We start from the raw sequence: 18,073 nt of genomic DNA on the forward strand, positions 1-18,073 counted from the left end.
ATTTTAGTCGAGCCCGTCAGGTCCACGCGCCTGAGTTGGCAGAAGCCTTAGTCAGACCAAGCTTGGTTGGCTGGCGAGGATGTAGTCCAGAGCGGCCGGACCGGTCATTCGAAGTCCCGGCCGTATGCACCGGTCGTCGTTGGCGCGTCGTTCGTGGATGCCCTGCTGGAACATCGCCGCCCAAAACGATTCGCAGGGGCCGGGGATTTGTGCTTGCAGTGCGCACCAGCTCAGGTACACGCCGTAGAACTGGTCTTCCGTGAGTATGTGGTCATCGGCCGCATCGGCGGCAATGCATTCCTGAACAAAACGGGCGTAGTCCGGGGTTTCCATTTCTAATGGCTCCTGTTCCTTCAACGGAATGGTGGATAAAGGGGCTGCAGCATCTTGGAACCGCCAAGAGAACGGAGAACAATGTCCGCGGATAACGAAACGTCAGGGGGCGATCGGGACCTCACCTCCGTGGTCTCGGATGAGGGAAGCAGCCATGCGTTTGGCGAAGACCGCTGACTCCCGGTCTCCCTCGACCGCTGAAATAATCGAACCCTTTGTCAGGATGTGGCAAGAGCGGGCGAAAATGTCGGGTTGTTCAAGGCCGGCCTCCACGGCCAGGGCCCGTATGAACACCCGGACCTGCGCTAAATACTCGATGGATGCAATTCCCAGTGGGTGGGCGGGGCCCATTTCCAGCATGGTGCTGACGAAGGCGCAGGCCTGGAAGTCATCCTGGCGGAACCACCCATCCAGGACATCAAAAATAGCCAATATCCGGCCAGCGGGGTTCGCGGTCCGCCTTCCGGTGTCGGCGATGATCGCCTCAACGGTCAGGTCCTGGTGGCAGCGCTCCAGGTAGGCAAGGACCAGTTCATCCTTTGACGTGAAGTGCGTGTAGAACGTGGCTTTGGCGACCCCGGCCCTTGAGATCAACTCATTGATGCCGACATCGCGGATGCCCCGGTGTAGGAACAGCTCGTAAGCGGCGTCCAGGATGCGTTCCCTGGCGCTACCAGAGGCCACCCGCGGGGGAGCAGAGGCGAGATCATCGACGGCGGTCGGTAAGTCATATGTGTGGACCATCACCAGCAGACACTACACGAAAACCAGACAGACAAGTCAGTACGCCCGAAGCTGAAGCCGGGCCCCGGCTCCCATGAACAAGCCGGTGCCGATCGCACCGCCGATGACGGTCACCTGGGTCCGGCGGGGCTTGGGGTCTTGTGGTAGCCCTGTTCCTCGCTGGAAAAGTCGGGGACGGCACTGGCGACGTCGCCGGTGAGTTCCCGCTCATTTTCCATTCGGGGCCAACGCGATAATGAGGCTGGCTGCCGGGCCGTGCAAGGAAAGCGACAGCTTAGTCTCGAGGCCAAGTCTTCCCTTTTCCGGCGTCTACGTCCGGTTTGAGCGTACCCAAGGAACATCAAGGTCCTAATTCACTGGGATTCGGGAGGGCAATGTGATGGGCACTAGATAGGGAGTAGAGGTGTCGGGCTGCCTGTCCAAGCTCTTCACCACGCTTTCCAGCTCCACCGGATGGGGAGACGCAAGCGTGCAACTGCAGAGCAGGGCCAGCTGGCTGGCCCTAAGTCCGGCGCCAAGGACCCCTGCTGATCGTATTGGCTCTGCTTCGTTGGCTGCTGCGTGGGCTTGTCGGGTTTGGCCTCACTTTGAGATAGCCGAAAGGCATATCCTGGGTCGCTGCCGGCCGGCCACAGAGTTCGGACCTATTTCAGGGGCGAGGGGTGTTTGATCCCCATCGGCTCGGCGGTGCCCGCGGTGACTGGGGCCGGTTTCCCTGAGTATGGGGACGGTGGGTGGATGCCCTGGTAGCTGTGCCGCCTGCCCATTCAGACGGCAGCCATTTCTGCAGTGTTTGATAAGGACTCGAGTGCAGTTCGACGCTTCCACTGCGTTTATGGAGATGTGATCCGACGCCGCCACCGAAGGTGTTGGCGCTGTAGGAGACGACCTCCCGAAGCGGGACTCCCAAGGGGTAGGGTGTGCCGTAGCCGACGAAGGAGCCATGATGAGCTACAAATATCGAACTGTTCGGGTTCGCGGTACGGAGCTGGTCGGAACAATTGCCAGGAAGCACGGGGGTGCGGCTGAAATCTACGAAACTTCCAAAGACTTGAGCACATCAGTAGTTCCGGTGTTCTTCGAGGCAACGGGCGAGATCCGTTTCTTCGACAGGTCAGTACTGGAGGACGTTGTGGCGCCATCCACATAGCTCTCCGGATACCGGGCCGGCCATGCCGGGCTGGCGTGTGGGACACATTTCAGGGGCAAATGGGGGCGTGGACAACGTCCACACTTCCACCGTCGAAGTGGGTCGCACACCGGTTGGACTGTTTAGGATTCCACATGTTTTCCGGAGTTTCCGGTGTTTTCCAGGGTTTGAATGTAGTTCGTGTCCCACCTAGGGCACAGCATATCCCCTCGTCAGAGGGGTTTTTGCTTTTAACGCGGTGACAAAGATTGTGGTGGCGTCACTCACACGGGGTTGGTTCGCCGGCTGTGGCCTGGCCGTCGCGTGGCCTATTCAGGTGTGTGGGTGGCGGGGTCAAGTCCCTGGCTGGTGGGTTTTCCGCCTGCTGTCACAGGGTCCTTGCAGTGCCTCGTTTCCGTTCCTTCGGGTTAGCTCGGTGGCACGCACCTGTCGACGGCACGGGGCTGTGGGTGCGACATGACGCACCTCCGTGACTCGGAACGGACTTGGGAGGCCGCTATTGTTACCCGGGGGAGTTGCGGTGAGTGTTGGTCCGGCCGAATGAGGTGTGAAAAGTCCACACTTATGTCTTCCTTATTGGAGTGCCTGTAGGCCCCGGTCAATTGTCAGGGTTGGGCATATGAAATTCTGCCACCCTTGTCAGAAAAGAAAGGCCAGACGGCATTACGGGCGGAACACGAAGACCTCTTAGTCGTTGGCGGTGTGTAACGGCCACCAAGACTAAGAGGTCTTCACGTATTCACGACGTAACGAATGTTGCGCCCCGTACAGCCAGTTCGCGATCAGCTCAGGGGCGGATTACCCGTCACATCTGCATTCCAGGCTAACCAGCGAGGCCGTGGGTAGCTGTAGCTGTGCCCGCGGACACGGTCGCGGCCGTGAGGACGGCCGTCTCCCGCTCACTCTGCTGCACCTCGTCGAGTTCCTTGAGCGTGTACTTTTTGGTCTCCTTCGCGGTGAGGGCTGAGATCCCTGCCAGGACCATGAACCCGAGCGCGACCATGGACGGGCCGACCCAATCTTTCAGATCGGGGCCAGCGAGTGCTGTCGAGAGTACGGGGCCGATGACGCCCGAAATGGCGAAGCCGATCTGGGTGCCAAGGGCGAGCCCGGAGACGCGCAGCCGGCCGGGGAACATCTCGGCGAAGAACGCGGGCCAGGACGCATTAACCATTGAGTAGAAGAGGGAGTAGTTGACGATGCCAAACAGGAAGATCAGCGACCAGTTGCCGGTCGTGATTGACCAGAGGTAGGGCACCATCGTGATTCCTACGCCGCCCGTTGCGATGAGGAACATCGTTTTGCGGCCGATCTTGTCCACAAGGAATCCTGCCAGGGGCGTGATTCCGAGGGCGATCACTGCCGAGACTGTGGTCGTCAGGAGCATGGTCGGCTTATCCAGCTTGTATCCGGCGGTCCCGAACGCCACCGAGAAGGTCTGCATCATGTAGCTTGTGCCCGCGATGAGCGCACAGAATACGATCCGCAGCACCGCGCGCCAGTGGAAGCGCAAAAGGTGCCTGAGGGGGGCGACGTTCACCTTGGCGGTCTGGACCTTTACGAACTCAGGCGGCTCCTGGATGTGGCGGCGGATCAGGTATGCAGCGACGACTACGACGGCAGAGGCCCAGAATGGAAGCCGCCAACCCCAACTCAGCAACTGCTCCGAGGGCATGGCTGCGATCGGGATGAAGACCAGCAGTGTGAGCAGCGTGCCGGAGGAGGATCCCAACGTGGTGAAGCTCGCAAGGAAGCCGCGTCGGCCCTCGGAAGCATGCTCCAGGCTCATGGTGATGGCACTGGGCTGCTCGCCGGAAAGGCACAGTCCTTGGATGACGCGGATCAGCACGAGCAGGATCGGAGCAAGAGGACCGATTTGGGCGTACGTGGGCAGGCACCCGATCAGGAAGGTACAGCCGCCGATGCCGAACAGCGTGATCATCATGACGAACTTGCGGCCGCGGCGGTCGCCCAGCGGCCCCAGGATGAGAGAGCCGAGCGGGCGTACCGCGTAGCCGACCGCGAAGGTGACCATGGCGAGCAGCACGCTGATGCCCTGGGGGAGCTCGGGCGAGAAGAAGAGGACGTTCAGAATCAACGCGGACGAGGTGCCGTACACGGCGAAGTCGTAGTACTCCAGCGTCGTGCCGATCCAGGCCGCGACCGCGGCCCTGACCGGGGTCTTCTTCGGAAGTAAGGTTTCAGTCATTTCGTCTCCGTGGGTGATTGGGTGAACACCGGCTGCCGCTACACCTGGGCTCTGGGAAAGAGATTTCGAGTGGAATATCCGGTTGGTCCTGCTGTGAGCTCTCTCGCAAGTCGTGTTTACGGCTTTGCGGACCGGCCCCAGACATCAAGTTAACGTTTGCGGTGTGGGTCACACAAAGTCCGCTTTTATGTACCTACATAGCGATTCGTTATGGCATAGAGGCGAAGAACGGGAGGCCTTGGACAACAGGAAGCTCGACGTGGTTCCCTAACGAAGAGGGTTTGACGAGGGGCGACTATTTCCACGACGCTGCACCGCTTCCTCCACCAATTCGGACATCCACGCTCGGTGTCCCCGGTGAAGGGCCATCCCCGGGGGTAGTCCCTGGACGGACGGGACTGAGCCGGCGATGTCGATGGTGATGCGGCCATTGCCAAGCGGGGCGTTGGAGATGTGCAGGTCCCCGAAGGATTCGGGGAGGACGGGATCGAGCCACACGCCGCCGGCAGACACGACCGGGTCGTAGCGCATCAGGCTGGACACGATCTGGATGGGTGCGGTGGCTGCCCATGCCTGAGGCGAGCAGGCGGTGGGGTAGGGAACGGGAGTGGCGAGGTGGTCCCGGCTGAAGCCGCAGAACAGTTCCGGGAGGCGGCCGTCGGAGAACTCTGTCGCGTCCATCATCCCGGTGGCGATTTTCTGCGCTTCGGCGACGAAGCCGTACCGGAGGAGCCCCGCCGTGATGATGGCGTTGTCGTGGGGCCAAACGGACCCGTTGTGGTAGCTGGCCGGGTTGTAGGCGCCCATGTTGCTGGCCAGGGTGCGTACGCCCCAGCCGCTGAACATTTCCGGTGACATCAGGTGCGCGGCGACTTGCGGTGCTTTGTCTTCGTCGATCAGACCTTGAAGCAGGCAGTGCCCCATGTTCGAGGCACAGGCATCAACCTGCCGTTTCCTGCCGTCTAGCGCGATGGCGTAGTACCCTCGCTCCGGGATCCAGAATTGCTCGTTGAACTGCTTCTTCAGCCGGGCAGCGCGATCGGTGAGGTCGTTGCCCAATGCCATGTCACCGGCCTCGTAGGCCAGCCATGCCCGTGACAGGTAGGCGACGTAGACGTAGGCCTGTACCTCGCAGAGCGCGATTGGTGGCTCGGCCAGGCTGCCGTCGGCAAAGTTGATGCCGTCCCAGGAGTCTTTCCAGCCTTGATTGACCAGCCCCTGATCGTTGAGCCGTTGGTACTCGACGAAGCCGTCGCCGTCCTTGTCGCCGTAGTTCACGATCCAGTCCAGTGCGCGGTCGGCGTGGGGCAGCAGGGCCTTGATGGTGTCCGCGGCGAATCCCCAACGACTGACCGCACCGAGCACCATCAGGAACAGGGGAGTGGCGTCCACGCTGCCGTAGTAGTTCGACTTGCCGCCCAGGGACAGGCCGCTGGAGACGTCGAGCCGTACCTCGTGGAGGATCTTGCCGGGTTCCTCTTCCGTCATGGGGTCCACCACGGTGCCTTGGCGATCGGCGAGGGTCTGGAGTGTGCCCAGGGCCAGCGAAGGGTCTACCGGCAAAGCCATCACCGAGGCCCACAAGGAGTCCCTTCCAAACAGGGTCATGAACCAGGGCGCCCCGGCGGCGACGACGACGCGCTCCGGATGGTCGGGGTCCTCGATCCGCAGAGCGCCCAGGTCGTCATAACTGCGGCGCAGGGTCCGTTCCACGGAGCGGTTGGCTACCTGCAGTTCGGGGATTTTCGCAACCCACTCCCGCCGGCGGCGGTCTCGGGGGGACAGGCTATCCCCCTCGGAATGGGCGAAAGCCGGTGCGTGGGCTCCATCGTTGGTGGGCAGAACGGTCAGGACTGTGCTCCATTGCCCATGAGCGGGTACTGACACCCGATACTGGACGGTGTTACCGGAAATGTCGGCACCAGGTACGTGGATGGCGGTGCCTTTGCGGACGTCCTGCCAACTGGCCCGAATGGTGAGCATCCCGTCGTCGGCTTCCCGTGTTTGCTCCCACTGTCGCCGGATACGTGCCTCCTTCACCTCGAAGAGGTCCGCGTAGTCGGCCCCCGTTTCCAGAACGATGAGGCACTCAGCCGGCTCCTGGGAGTAGTTCTGGACGGTGAGCTGCTCCTGGAGGCCGGCCCCGACTTCCGCAGCCGTTCCACGATAAGTGGGCTGTCCGCGTAGCCGTCGGACCGGGGGATCCTTGCAACAAATGCGGCACGGAACGGCTCCTTTGTCTCCGCTGTGAGTGGTTCAAGCGCCTGTCCATTCACGGTGAGTCGCCAGGCAGAAAGGATCCTGACGTCGGCCACGAAGAGGCCGTGCGGACGGTCGGCCTGAATATCCCCGTTGGACGACGAAATACAGAAGGATGAGCCCTCGACCAACGTCACAGAGCCAGCCCCTAGTGGACCGGCCGCCGTATCCGCATTCCACCCCGCCATTCTGGCCTCCTCCGCGACCACCGAAGCGCCGCACAAGCAGACACCGTGCTCGCCGCGGCCTCTTCGAAATGACGCTACGCTTGGTTGCCAGTCGCCGCCAGAGCGGAGGCGTGAAGTAAGCCGGAACTCGTCTACGCCGGCGTTCGCCAGGGACAACGGGGTGAAGGACGGCGGGCAGCGGATCAGCCGGGACGATCCTTGCGGCTAGGCCACGCGCAAGCCCACGCCCCTGGTCACTTTGCGGATCTCGTCGGACTTCAGGCCGCTTGCCCCGGCAAGTTGGTAGTCGTCAAGCAGTCGGGATTTCCTGGCCAGGGCCAGTACCTGCGTGCGTTGTTCCTCTGCGGCACTCCGGGTGCCCTCGGCTGCCGCCAACTCCGCGGCCAATCCTGCAATGAGGTCCAGATGGCGGTTTCGGGTTTGGCCCGACGGGTACAGCTCGCCGCGTGCCAGCGCGGCAGACCGGATACTGGCGGCAGGCAGGCCCGCGGCCTTTGCGACGGCGGCAACCTTCACGCCGTCGCACACGGCCTGGGCAACGCAGTCACCCAGCTCGGCGGTGAGGGCACGCACCCGGCTGGACCGGAGCGCGATAGTCGTCCGCAGTTGGGCCAGCATGGCCAGCGCTTGTTGGGCGCGGGCAGTAGCGGGGTCCGGCTTCGGCACGCCCCGGTACCGGTAGGCGGCCACGCCGGCACCGCCCGTCCCGGTGCCGGCCGTACGCGCAAGTATCCGTTCCTGAATCTCTCTACTGGGCACCTTTGCTCCTTGTCTTTCGTTGGTGGTGTTTCCATGTCAACGCGGCTTCCCAGCAGCAGGGGCACCTTTCCCGCGGTTTGTCCCGGCGGTCTGGAAGGAACGTGCCGGGGGCCGGCGCTGTGCCTTCCTCAGGTCTCTCCACCCTGCAGGTTACGCCGCGGGCAAGCCCGCCAGGCAATACCGAAAGTGCATGGAGCAATACGCGAAAGTTCTGGCCTGCCCCGTCATAAGGGCTGCTTATCTGTCCACGCACTTTAGGTCTTATCCAAGAGCATGGTTCCTTCCCTAGGCTCGAATGAACCACCCTCATCCGTACCGGAAGCCTGGAAGAGAACATGCCTGAATTCGTGCCCGCATCCCGCGTTACCCGTATCAAATCCTCACCCAGCGTTGCCGCGGCGGCACGCGTGCGGGAGCTCAAGGCCGAGGGCCGCCGGATCCTGGACCTGACGGTCGGCGAGCCGGATTTTGATACACCGCAGCACATCAAGGACGCTGCCATCGCAGCCATCGGCCGGGGTGAAACCAAATACACGTCGGTGACTGGGACGCCCGAATTGCAAAAGGCCATCCTGCAGACGCTGCAGCGCAAAACCGGCCAGCAGTACACGCCGGGTGAGATCACCATCGGCGGCGGCGGGAAGCAGGTCATCTTCACCGCATTCATGGCCACCCTGGACCAAGGCGACGAGGTTGTCATCCCCGCACCCTACTGGGTCTCCTACCCGGACATGGTGCTCGCCAACGAAGGCACCCCTGTGATCGTTTCCTGCGGCGAGGATACTGGCTTCAAGCTCACCCCCACGGCCCTGGCAGGGGAACTGACGGAGCGCACCAAGTGGGTCATCCTCAATACCCCCTCCAACCCCACAGGAGCGGTGTACTCCCGTGAGGAACTGGCCGGACTGGCCGCCGTCCTCAAGGACCATCCGGCCGTCTACGTCCTCACGGATGAAATCTACGACGAGATCCACTTCGGCGAAGAGCACATCACCAGCTTGGTGGCCGTTGCCCCTGAGCTCAAGGACCGTGTGCTGGTTACGAATGGCGTCTCCAAGGCCTATGCCATGACGGGCTGGCGCTTGGGCTATGCCGGTGGGCCGGGGCCCCTGGTGGCTGCCATCAACAAGCTGCAGTCCCAGATGTCCTCCTGCCCGTCTTCCATCAGCCAGGCAGCTGCTGCCGCGGCACTTACCGGAGACCAGGCATTCGTCCACGAAAGCGTGGACGTGTACCGCGAACGGCGCGATGCGGCAATCAGCGGGCTGAACGCCGTCAAGGGCCTGCAATGCGCGACGCCGGATGGCGCCTTTTACGCCTACGTCAACTGTGCCGGGGTCATCGGCAAGACGACCCCCGATGGCAAGCAGATCACCAACGACGAGGACTTCACGCTGTACCTGCTGGAAGCAGCCTCTGTTGCCGTTATCCAGGGTTCGGCCTACGGGCTAAGCCCCTACTTCCGGATCTCCTACGCCACCGGGCTGTCGGTGATCGAGGAATCCATTGCCGCCATCGAAAAGGCCGTCACGGCGCTGGCCTGACCCAACCTTCCCCTTGCCTACTCTTTCCAACAACAGGAGCTCCCCATGATCCACGTCAAAACGAAATTCGACCGGCCCTCGGAGGACGCCATTCAGCGCCTTTCCAAGTTTTCCTCCGCCACAGTGCATGAAGCACAGGGCCGCAAGGGCGCCCTGAGCTCCAGGATTAAGCCCATCGACCGCAGCATGTCCTTTTGCGGACCCGCCGTCACCGTGGTCTGTGCACCCCGGGACAACCTGATGCTCCAGGTGGCCATCCACTATGCGCAGAAGGGCGATGTTGTCCTGGTGTCCGCCGGTGAGTACGAAGAGGCGGGGACTTTCGGCGATGTGCTGGGCAACGCCATGAAGGCGAAGGGCCTGGCCGGTATGGTCACGGACTCCGGCGTCCGCGACACCAAGGACCTGATCGAACTTGGATTGCCGGTGTTCTCCGGCAGTATCTGCATCAAGGGGACGGTCAAGGAAACCATTGGGCCCATCAACCATCCACTGGTGTTTGGTGATGAGATTGTCTACCCGGGCGATGTCCTCCTGGGTGACGCCGACGGTGTGGTGGTGGTCCGCAAGGATGAGATCGAGCAAGTCATCAAGCTGTCGCAGGCACGCGTTGACGCGGAGGACGACCTCATTCGCCGCTACAAGGAAGGGGGGACCACCATCGAGTTGTGCAAACTGACGGATGTGCTGAAGGCGAAGGGCCTGCTGGTCGAGGATGCTGAACTGCAACCTGCGATGTAGCTCCTGCGTTGCTGCGTAACTGCCGTCATGACTCCTTCGTTGTGACGACAGTTACGCAGCAACTCTCTGTTAAAACCAAGAGGCCCGGGTTCCTTTCGGAACTCCGGGCTTTGCCTCGTGCTGCCCCCGTGCGGCCGGGTACTGGCTTAATTCATACCGGGCAGGAGGTAGGCGGGCGGACCCACCTGAGAGTCGTCCAGGTACCACATGGTGGAGCCGTTTTTGCCCGGCGGCATCATGCTGCCCTCAAACACGAATACCGGCTCCGCGGACGGGCCGTCCTCCGGCCGCCAGAAGCCGTTGGTGGGGCAGTGTGAACCGGTGCTTGCTTTGAGCTGGATTCTTCTTTCCGCTGTTTTCCGGTATCGCAGGCTGGTGATCTTTTTCATGGTGGGCTCCGGGAATTTATTGCCGAGGTGAACGCTGTTTCAGCGGACCTTTATGGCTTTTATCCTAGAACTTCGGTTAAGCCTTGAATAAGACAAAACAAAAGTGCCCTGATAAGCCGCCCTTATGATGCCCTCCGGTCACTGACCGGGAATGGGCGGGTATTTGCTGCGGAGCATTTCCTGGAGCATTTCCTTCAGTACCAGCAGGACCGCTGAACCGGCTTCGGACAGGGGCTCATGGTCCGGGGTGCACAGTGCGATTTTGCACTGCAGTGCGGGTTCGACGATCCGCAGGACCCGGAAGTCCTCCTCGTGGAACAGGGCATCCGCGGCCGACTTTGGCAGGATGGTTGCCCCGAGGTCCGTGCGCAGCAGTCGGGTGAGGGACGGGACCGATTCCACTTCACCCACCAGCTTCAGCTCCAGGCCCTTGCCTTCGATGCCTTTCTGAACCACCTGCCGCAGCGTGTGGATTTGTTCGGGCAGGAAGAGCCCAACCGTGGCCACCTCTTCGAGCGTGATGCTGTCGGCGTCCCCAGCTACCGGAAGCTCCCGCCGGGAGTTAACAATCAGGTACAGGTCCTCGACGATGAGGGTGGTGAACTGCACCCCGCGGATCGGTCCGGGTTCATAGATGAGGGCCATGTCCAGCCTGCCGTTCTTGATGGCCTCGCTGAGCACACCACCGTAGATCTCGGTCAGGTGCAGCACGATGTCCGGGTAGCGCCGGCCCACCTCGCTGATGATCCGCGGGGTAAGGCTGGACGCCATGCTGTACGGCGCAATGGCAATGGAGACGCGGCCCGAGGGGGCAGCGCCGGAGGCTGCAACGTCGATTCTGGCCTGCTCTACCAGCCGCAGGATGGTCTGCGCGTGCCGGTACAGGGTGTGGCCGGCCGCCGTGGGCTCCACGCCCTGCTTGCTCCGGATCAGGAGCCGCTGTTTCAGCTCCGTTTCCAGGGCAGACACCTGCTGGCTCAGCGCGGGCTGGGCCACGTGGAGGGCGGCGGCCGCCTTGGTGATGCTTCCTGAGTCGACGATCTTGACGAAGTACGCCAGCTTCCGGGTGTCCATAGCGCTCCTCTTTTCCGGCGGGGACGGCACAGCATGCGGGGTCATACGTTGGCGCTATGGCGGGACAGGCATTACGTCTTTGTGTGATCCTAGTCTCGGGCATAGGTTAATTGCAGATGACTTTCCAATGACCAAGACATTCTATCCCCGCCAAGCCATCGCCGATTTTGATGACTGCATATGTTTCTTGCATAGGCGGGGAAAGCATTTATTAGCAGCACCGTTTTGCAGTTACCAAATAAAAGTCGTATACATCTTTTGGGAACGGCGGCCAATAGCGCCGGTGAAGGTCATAGCTGTTCCCTATAGGGAGATACCGCATTCGTCTTTGTGTAGCTCAAATTCCGATGCCACACTTATTTACACCCGCAGTACCCGGCAGAGAAAGGCCCGTAATGCCCACAGTCGATCTCGTAGCGGATCTTGGTGAAGGTTTTGGAGCCTACTCGATCGGTGACGACAAAGCCCTGCTGGAGATCGTGTCCAGCGCCAACATCGCCTGCGGCTTCCACGCAGGGGACCCCGACATCATGGACGCCACGGTGGCCGAATGTATCCGAAGGGGAGTCGGCATCGGCGCCCATCCGAGCTTCCCGGACCTCCGTGGCTTCGGCCGCCGGGCCATGGACCTCACCGCTGACGAGGTCCGCACCGACGTCATCTACCAGCTGGGAGCCCTGTCAGCGTTTGCCGCCTACCACGGCGGTTCCGTCTCCCACCTTGCCCCGCATGGCCGCCTGGGCAACCTGGTGGCGACACGCGCCGATTATGCAGGAGCCGTAGCGGATGCCGCCGTGCGCGTGGATCCCGCCCTGATCATCCTGGCGCAGGATGGTGAACTCGCCACCGCCGCCGCGGAGCGCGGCCTGCGGGTGGCCATCGTCGGCATCGCGGACCGCGCCTACCAGGATGACGGCACACTGGTGCCGCGCAGCCAGCCCGGCGCCGTGATCCATGACCCCGCCGTCATCGTCGAGCGCACCGTGCGGATGGTACGTGAGGGACTGATCGAGACTGCCTCTGGCAGGGACATCGCCATCCAGGCAGACACGGTGCTGCTGCATGGTGACAACCCTGGGGCCGTCGAACTGGCCCGCCTGATCCGCAGCGAACTGATTGCCGCGGGCGTCACCATCGCCCCGTTGGCAGAGGTGCTCGCCGCAAAGCAGAAGGTGTCCTGACGATGGCCGCAACGACAACGCCGACAGCCCTGGATATTTTCGAATCCGGAGACGCCGCCCTGCGGCTGGTGGCACGGTCCGGTGATGCGGAAGCGAACTGGGCCACGGTGCACTCCCTGGCTGGCTGGCTGGCCACGGCCGGCGTCGACGGCATTTACGGCGCCGTTCCCACCTACGACTCGGTCCTGGTGGAATTCGACCCCTACGTCACCTCAGCCCGGCAGGTCCGGGCGTTCGTCCTCCTGGGAATGCGCCAGCTGGACTTCACCGGCCCCACAGTGCGGGAACCGCGCCGCTTCGAGGTTCCCGTGGTGTACGGCGGGGACTACGGGCCCGACCTGGAATGCGTCGCGGAACACCAGGGCCTGGACGTTGAGGACGTCATCGCCAGGCATACGGCCAAAACCTACGTCATCCGCTGCCTGGGCGCGCCGGCAGGATCTCCCATGATGGACGGACCCGACTTCCCAGTCCCCGTGCCCAGGCTCAAGGACCCACGGCTGTCCGTTCCCGCAGGTGCGGTGTCAGTTGCCGGACGCCAGGCAGTGATCGCGCCCGCCGTGGCTCCGGGTGGCTGGTGCGTCATCGGACAGACCCCTTTAACAGTCCTGGACGCGGCACGCGAACCCCTGGTGCCCTATGTTCCGGGTGACGAACTGCGCTTCTATCGAATCCCTGCAGGGGACTTCGGAAACTTCACGGGGAAGTTCCTGGAGGCCCGGCCATGACCGGCTCGCTGATTATCCTGCAGCCTGGCCACTCCGTGGTCACCGACCTCGGCCGGACGAAAGGCCCGGCGTTCGGGCTGCCGGTTAACGGGGCCCTGGACCAATTCTCGGCCAAGGCCGCGAACATCCTTGCCGGCAACGAAGACAACGACCCGCTACTGGAACTCACCGCGCTGGACTTCCGGATGCGCGCCACCACCGACCTGCTGATCGCCGTCACCGGAGCGCCCCTGGACCTCACCGTGGGCGGCCGCGAATGCCCGCAATGGGAGCCGGTGTCCGTCCGGGCCGGCGAAGTCGTGGCCGTTCGGGGAATCCGGACGGGACTGCGCGCCTACATCGCCGTCCACGGATCCTTCACGGTCCCCAGCCTGCTGGGCAGCTGTGCCCCTGACACTGTGGTGGGCTTCGGGTTGAAGCTCGTGGAGGGCTTCCGCCTGGAAACCCGGAAGACCACAGCGCCCATCACCCAGCCGCACTTTGGCCTGCCGCTGTTCCGGCTGGGCCTCACCAAACCCGCCTTCACCACCAATCCGGTCATCGATGTCACGGACGGGCCGGACGTGGCGGAATTTGGTGACACGGCGGACCTGCTGTTCACCACGCAGTACACCGTGAGCCCCCGCAGCAACCACATTGGGCTGCGGCTCGGTGGTGCCCTTCCTGAGCGTCAGCTCACGTCCGAAGTGCTCTCCCGCGGTGTTCCGGTCGGGGCCATCGAGATCCCGTCCCGCGAGGAACTGCTGGTGCTGCACCGGGGACGCGGCGTGACGGCGGGCTACCCGGTCCTGGCCGTGGTCACGAGCCGCTCACTGGACGTCCTGGCGCAAGCCAGACCTGGACACACCGTCACCTTCAGAAAGACATCCGTTGCTGAGGCAACAGCCATGCACCGCGCCGCCTGCCTTGAACTGGACAGGCTCCGGAACGCTATCAACACAGTCTTCGGACTCCTCGGCATCGGCGCCGGCCAGCGCTGGCATGAACTCAGCCCAGCGTCAGGAGCCTGAACATCATGAACGCTTTTTCCACCGCCAAGGACCGCGCCCACAAACCGCTGCGCGATCCCTAACCCCTGCCAACCGGGGCTCCTGCGTCCAACCCCTTGCCGGACACAAGAGCCCGCCCGAATTCCACCACTTTGGAGTACCAATGCCTTTTTCCGACTACACCACCGCCCTCGTCACCGGAGCTTCCACCGGCATGGGCGCCGCCATCGCCGAACGGCTGGCCAAGCGCGGCCTTACCGTCCATGCGGTGGCCCGCAACGAGGAACGCCTCACCGAGCTTGCCGACCGCACCGGAGCAGTCCCGCATGTGGTGGACCTGACCGACACCGCCGCCCTGACCGCCGTCGTCAATGACCTGAAAGTGGACGTCCTGGTGAACTGCGCCGGCGTCTCCAGGCCGGGCAACATCCTGGATTCCTCCGAGCAGGACATCGACGAACTCATCGACGTCAACCTCCGCGGGCTCCTGCAGCTCACCCGGCTGGTCCTGCCCGGCATGGTGGAACGGGACCTCGGCCACGTGGTCAACATCAGCTCCATCGCGGGCATCTACAACTTCTACGGCCACACCGTTTACCACGCCACCAAGGCCGCAGTGCACCAAATTTCCCGGCAGCTCCGCAACGACACCGTGGGCAAGCGGATCCGCGTCACCGAAATCTGCCCCGGCCGCGTGGAAACCGAGATCTTTGGCCGCAACATGGGCGGCAGCCCCGAGGCCATGGAAGAAGCCTGGCAAACGTACTACGAGGGCTACGAGTCGCTGACCACCGACGACATCGTCAACGCCCTGGACTACGCCATCGAAACCCCGCGCCACGTCAACGTGGGCATGCTGGAACTCATGCCCACCTTCCAGGTCCCCGGCGGCCTCACCTTCGACCGTCGCGGGGACTCCGACTAAAGCCGCCCGCGACGCCCAAACCCGGGAACTACCTTTCCACCGCCCAACCGATAGGCCCTCAAGATGCAGTTAGTACGAACCGTTAGTTTCCCCGAACCCCAGCTCCTGGCTGACCTCTCGCCACTCCCCGAAGGCCTGCGGGGCGTGGTGTGGGACATGAAGGACGAAACGGGGGAGGAGCTGGGTGACATCGACGGCGTCATCCTGCCCTACATCGACGCGGGGGCAGTGATGGGTTCCCTGGCCAAGGTTCCGAACCTTAAGTTCGTGCAGACCCAGTCAACAGGGTACGACGGCGTCCGCGAGGCTGCGGGACCGGGCGCCGCAGTGGCAAACGCCTCAGGCGTCCACGCAGCTGCCACGGCCGAGCTGGCCGTGGGGCTCATCCTGGCCAAGCTGCGCGGCATTGACCAGGCCGTCAAGGACCAGCAGATTGAAAGCTGGAAGCCGCAGCGCCGCCAGTCCCTGGCCGACCGGAAGGTCCTGCTGCTGGGCATCGGGGGCATCGGCAAGGAACTTGCCCGCCGTCTCGAGCCCTTCGAAGTCACCGTGACCCGGGTGGGAAGCTCAGCCCGGACGGACGCGGACGGACAGGTCCACGGCCCGGACGAACTGGTGGAGCTCGCCGCCGGCCACGACATCCTGGTCTCGGTCCTCCCGCTGAACGACAAGACCCACCACCTGGTGGGCCGGGACGTCCTGGCCGCCCTGCCAAACGGCGCCCTCGTGGTGAATGTGGGCCGCGGCGCCGTGGTGGACACGGACGCCCTGACCCGGGAAGTGGCGTCCGGCCGCCTGCAGTGCGCCATCGACGTCGTCGATCCCGAACCGCTGCCCGCCGGCCACCCGCTGTGGTCGGCGGAAAACGCCCTCATCACCCCTCACATTGGCGGTAATGCCTCAGCCTTCGAACCACGGATCCTCAAACTCCTGAAGCGCCAGCTCGAGGCCCTCGCCGCCGGCGAAACCCCCGCCAACCTCGTCCAGCAGGGGCCGTTCGCATGAGCGCGTTGTTTGACCTGACGGGCCGCGTTGCCCTGGTGACGGGTTCGAGCAGGGGTATCGGTTCGGCGCTTGCGCGGGCGTTGGCCGACGCCGGAGCAACAGTGGTGCTGAACGGCATCAGCGAGGAGCGGCTCAAGGCTGCCGCGGCGGCAATGGCGGCTGATTTTCCGCCAGGCCGGATCCACAGCATTGCCTTCGACGTGACCGACGACGGCGCCGCCGCCCGCAGCATCCGCTGGATCGAAGAGAACGTGGGTCCGTTGGAGATTCTGGTGAACAATGCCGGGATCCAGCACCGGGTGCCCATGCTGGATCTGGACGTGGCCGACTGGGAACGGGTGCTCTCCACGGACCTGACCAGCGCATTCCTGGTGGGCCGGGAGGCTGCCAGGCACATGATCGCCCGTGGCAGGGGCAAGATCATCAACATCTGTTCGGTGCAGGCTGACCTGGCCCGGCCTACTATTGCCCCGTACATCGCCGCGAAAGGCGGCCTGCGCAATCTCACCCGCGCCATGACCGCCGAGTGGGCCGCCTCGGGGTTGCAGATCAACGCCGTCGCTCCCGGTTACATCCACACTGAAATGACGCAGAACCTGGTGGATGATGAGGAGTTCAACTCGTGGATCCTGGGCAGGACACCCGCGCACCGCTGGGGCACCGTGGAGGACCTCGCCGGTCCCGTGGTGTGGCTGGCCTCGGACGGGTCCAACTTCGTGAACGGGCAGACCATCTTCATCGATGGCGGAATGACGGTGGTGGTCTGATGGCTTCAATCACCGAGGAACTCCCGGCAACCGGCCCGGCCCTGGTGGCCCATGCGGCCGGCGACCTGCGCATCGACGAGGTCCCGCTGCCCCAACCCGCCCCGGATGAGGCGGTAGTGGAGGTCCGGTACGGCGGCATCTGCGGCTCGGACCTGCACTACTGGCTGCACGGCGCGGCCGGGGAGTCCATCCTGAAGGCCCCGCTCGTCCTGGGCCACGAAATCTCCGGGACCGTGGTCCGGGCCGCGGCCAACGGTACCGGCCCGGAGGCCGGGACCGCAGTCGCCGTCCACCCCGCCACCCCGGGCCCAGGCGCGGCAAAATACCCGGCGGACCGGCCGAACCTGTCCCCTGGCTGCACGTACCTGGGCAGCGCGGCCCGCTACCCGCACACGGACGGGGCGTTCAGCCGGTACGTGACGCTGCCGGTACGGATGCTCCGTGCGCTGCCCAAGGGCGTGGACCTGCGCACCGCGGCACTTATCGAGCCCGCGTCCGTGGCCTGGCACGCAGTGTCGCGCGCCGGTGACGTCAAGGGCAAGACCGCGCTGGTCATCGGCTCCGGCCCCATCGGCGCCCTCACCGTCGCAGTCCTCAAACGCGCCGGCGCCGCCCGGATCACCGCCGTCGACCTCCATCCCAAGCCGCTGGAGATCGCCAAAGCCGTCGGCGCGGATGACGTGATCAACGCCGCGGACACCGAAGCCATCGCCGCCGTGGAGGCCGACGTCGTGATCGAATCCTCCGGCAACCACCACGGGCTGGCCTCGGCCATCCGCGGCGCGGTGCGCGGCGGCACCGTAGTCATGGTCGGCCTGCTGCCTACTGGTGCCCAGCCGGTGCCCATCTCGCTGGCGATCACCCGCGAACTGCAGCTGCTCGGCTCGTTCCGCTTCAACGATGAGATCGACGACGTGATCACGGCCCTCGCCGACAGGTCCCTGCACATCGAGCCCGTCATCACTCACGAATACCCCCTCGCGGAGGCGTTGTACGCCTTCGAAATCGCCAAAGATTCCACAACCTCCGGCAAAGTCCTCCTCAGCTTCGGGGAACCAGGGGGAGACCAGTGAGCGGGAAGCTGGCGC

Annotated in this window: 15 protein-coding genes and 2 pseudogenes; 9 read left to right on the plus strand and 8 right to left on the minus strand. The window is 63.8% G+C overall.

What is annotated here, in order from left to right; translation table 11 throughout:
- Positions 1–51: 51 nt before the first annotated feature.
- The 6 genes and pseudogenes from VIK36_RS10145 to VIK36_RS10165 all read right to left on the minus strand — a co-directional run bounded on the left by VIK36_RS10145 (position 52) and on the right by VIK36_RS10165 (position 7,642).
- Positions 52–333, minus strand: coding sequence for a hypothetical protein (locus tag VIK36_RS10145; protein ID WP_255175407.1), 282 nt, complete (start codon positions 331–333; stop codon positions 52–54).
- A 102-nt stretch (positions 334–435) separates the two neighbouring features.
- Positions 436–1,077 carry a TetR/AcrR family transcriptional regulator gene (locus VIK36_RS10150; RefSeq protein ID WP_324645262.1) on the minus strand — a complete coding sequence of 214 codons (642 nt, stop codon included), beginning with the start codon at positions 1,075–1,077 and terminating at the stop codon, positions 436–438.
- A 54-nt stretch (positions 1,078–1,131) separates the two neighbouring features.
- Positions 1,132–1,295: pseudogene (locus VIK36_RS22090) on the minus strand (L-asparagine permease); the annotation flags it as partial.
- 1,755 nt (positions 1,296–3,050) lie between these two features.
- Entirely contained in the window at positions 3,051–4,436 is a 1,386-nt protein-coding gene (locus tag VIK36_RS10155) for an MFS transporter (protein WP_255175409.1), read from the minus strand.
- Between the two features lie 267 nt (positions 4,437–4,703).
- Positions 4,704–6,883 (minus strand): annotated as a pseudogene (locus VIK36_RS10160) (glycogen debranching N-terminal domain-containing protein).
- Between the two features lie 204 nt (positions 6,884–7,087).
- Entirely contained in the window at positions 7,088–7,642 is a 555-nt protein-coding gene (locus VIK36_RS10165; protein WP_255175410.1) for a hypothetical protein, read from the minus strand.
- A 335-nt stretch (positions 7,643–7,977) separates the two neighbouring features.
- Between VIK36_RS10165 and VIK36_RS10170 the strand changes: the two genes are divergently transcribed.
- Complete coding sequence (locus VIK36_RS10170) at positions 7,978–9,186, plus strand: aspartate transaminase (protein WP_324645069.1); 1,209 nt, start codon at positions 7,978–7,980, stop codon at positions 9,184–9,186.
- A gap of 45 nt (positions 9,187–9,231) precedes the next feature.
- A complete protein-coding gene (locus VIK36_RS10175) occupies positions 9,232–9,927 on the plus strand; it encodes a 4-carboxy-4-hydroxy-2-oxoadipate aldolase/oxaloacetate decarboxylase (RefSeq protein WP_255175412.1) in 696 nt (231 codons plus the stop codon).
- 146 nt (positions 9,928–10,073) lie between these two features.
- Here the strand turns inward: VIK36_RS10175 and VIK36_RS10180 are convergent, their stop codons facing one another.
- Positions 10,074–10,316 (minus strand): hypothetical protein, encoded by a 243-nt coding sequence (locus VIK36_RS10180; RefSeq protein WP_255175413.1) that lies wholly within the window; start codon positions 10,314–10,316, stop codon positions 10,074–10,076.
- A 138-nt stretch (positions 10,317–10,454) separates the two neighbouring features.
- On the minus strand, positions 10,455–11,390 hold the full coding sequence (nac, locus tag VIK36_RS10185; RefSeq protein ID WP_324645071.1) for a nitrogen assimilation transcriptional regulator NAC: 936 nt from the start codon (positions 11,388–11,390) through the stop codon (positions 10,455–10,457).
- Between the two features lie 395 nt (positions 11,391–11,785).
- On the opposite strand from nac, the gene VIK36_RS10190 reads away from it, so the two are divergent.
- The 7 genes from VIK36_RS10190 (at position 11,786) to VIK36_RS10220 (ending at position 18,058) form a co-directional block, all read left to right on the plus strand.
- Positions 11,786–12,571: a 5-oxoprolinase subunit PxpA gene (locus VIK36_RS10190; protein ID WP_324645072.1), complete on the plus strand. Its 786-nt coding sequence runs from the start codon at positions 11,786–11,788 to the stop codon at positions 12,569–12,571.
- A gap of 2 nt (positions 12,572–12,573) precedes the next feature.
- Positions 12,574–13,299 carry a 5-oxoprolinase subunit B family protein gene (locus VIK36_RS10195; protein ID WP_324645074.1) on the plus strand — a complete coding sequence of 242 codons (726 nt, stop codon included), beginning with the start codon at positions 12,574–12,576 and terminating at the stop codon, positions 13,297–13,299.
- The gene (locus VIK36_RS10200; RefSeq protein ID WP_324645075.1) at positions 13,296–14,309 is read left to right on the plus strand and encodes an allophanate hydrolase; all 1,014 of its coding nucleotides are present in this window, start codon (positions 13,296–13,298) and stop codon (positions 14,307–14,309) included. Before VIK36_RS10195 ends, VIK36_RS10200 begins: the two co-directional genes overlap by 4 nt.
- A 142-nt stretch (positions 14,310–14,451) precedes the next feature.
- Positions 14,452–15,213, plus strand: coding sequence for an SDR family oxidoreductase (locus VIK36_RS10205; protein WP_255175418.1), 762 nt, complete (start codon positions 14,452–14,454; stop codon positions 15,211–15,213).
- A gap of 63 nt (positions 15,214–15,276) precedes the next feature.
- Positions 15,277–16,218: a 2-hydroxyacid dehydrogenase gene (locus tag VIK36_RS10210; protein WP_324645076.1), complete on the plus strand. Its 942-nt coding sequence runs from the start codon at positions 15,277–15,279 to the stop codon at positions 16,216–16,218.
- Positions 16,215–16,985, plus strand: a complete 771-nt coding sequence (locus VIK36_RS10215; protein WP_324645077.1) for an SDR family oxidoreductase — start codon at positions 16,215–16,217, stop codon at positions 16,983–16,985. The genes VIK36_RS10210 and VIK36_RS10215 overlap by 4 nt, the downstream gene beginning before the upstream one ends.
- On the plus strand, positions 16,985–18,058 hold the full coding sequence (locus VIK36_RS10220) for an L-idonate 5-dehydrogenase (RefSeq protein WP_324645078.1): 1,074 nt from the start codon (positions 16,985–16,987) through the stop codon (positions 18,056–18,058). The genes VIK36_RS10215 and VIK36_RS10220 overlap by 1 nt, the downstream gene beginning before the upstream one ends.
- Positions 18,059–18,073 lie beyond the last annotated feature (15 nt).

Origin of the sequence: Pseudarthrobacter sp. LT1, from assembly GCF_035621795.1 — a bacterium.
Taxonomy (GTDB): Bacteria; Actinomycetota; Actinomycetes; order Actinomycetales; family Micrococcaceae; genus Arthrobacter.

Bases quoted from the DNA above. Each gene is read 5' to 3' on its own strand.
- VIK36_RS10155 (WP_255175409.1), bottom strand. From the start codon at position 4,436: ATGACTGAAACCTTACTTCCGAAGAAGACCCCGGTCAGGGCCGCGGTC.
- VIK36_RS10180 (WP_255175413.1), bottom strand. From the start codon at position 10,316: ATGAAAAAGATCACCAGCCTGCGATACCGGAAAACAGCGGAAAGAAGA.
- VIK36_RS10200 (WP_324645075.1), top strand. From the start codon at position 13,296: ATGACCGGCTCGCTGATTATCCTGCAGCCTGGCCACTCCGTGGTCACC.
- VIK36_RS10220 (WP_324645078.1), top strand. From the start codon at position 16,985: ATGGCTTCAATCACCGAGGAACTCCCGGCAACCGGCCCGGCCCTGGTG.
- VIK36_RS10210 (WP_324645076.1), top strand. From the start codon at position 15,277: ATGCAGTTAGTACGAACCGTTAGTTTCCCCGAACCCCAGCTCCTGGCT.
- VIK36_RS10170 (WP_324645069.1), top strand. From the start codon at position 7,978: ATGCCTGAATTCGTGCCCGCATCCCGCGTTACCCGTATCAAATCCTCA.
- VIK36_RS10175 (WP_255175412.1), top strand. From the start codon at position 9,232: ATGATCCACGTCAAAACGAAATTCGACCGGCCCTCGGAGGACGCCATT.
- VIK36_RS10190 (WP_324645072.1), top strand. From the start codon at position 11,786: ATGCCCACAGTCGATCTCGTAGCGGATCTTGGTGAAGGTTTTGGAGCC.
- nac (WP_324645071.1), bottom strand. From the start codon at position 11,390: ATGGACACCCGGAAGCTGGCGTACTTCGTCAAGATCGTCGACTCAGGA.
- VIK36_RS10195 (WP_324645074.1), top strand. From the start codon at position 12,574: ATGGCCGCAACGACAACGCCGACAGCCCTGGATATTTTCGAATCCGGA.
- VIK36_RS10150 (WP_324645262.1), bottom strand. From the start codon at position 1,077: ATGGTCCACACATATGACTTACCGACCGCCGTCGATGATCTCGCCTCT.
- VIK36_RS10215 (WP_324645077.1), top strand. From the start codon at position 16,215: ATGAGCGCGTTGTTTGACCTGACGGGCCGCGTTGCCCTGGTGACGGGT.
- VIK36_RS10145 (WP_255175407.1), bottom strand. From the start codon at position 333: ATGGAAACCCCGGACTACGCCCGTTTTGTTCAGGAATGCATTGCCGCC.
- VIK36_RS10205 (WP_255175418.1), top strand. From the start codon at position 14,452: ATGCCTTTTTCCGACTACACCACCGCCCTCGTCACCGGAGCTTCCACC.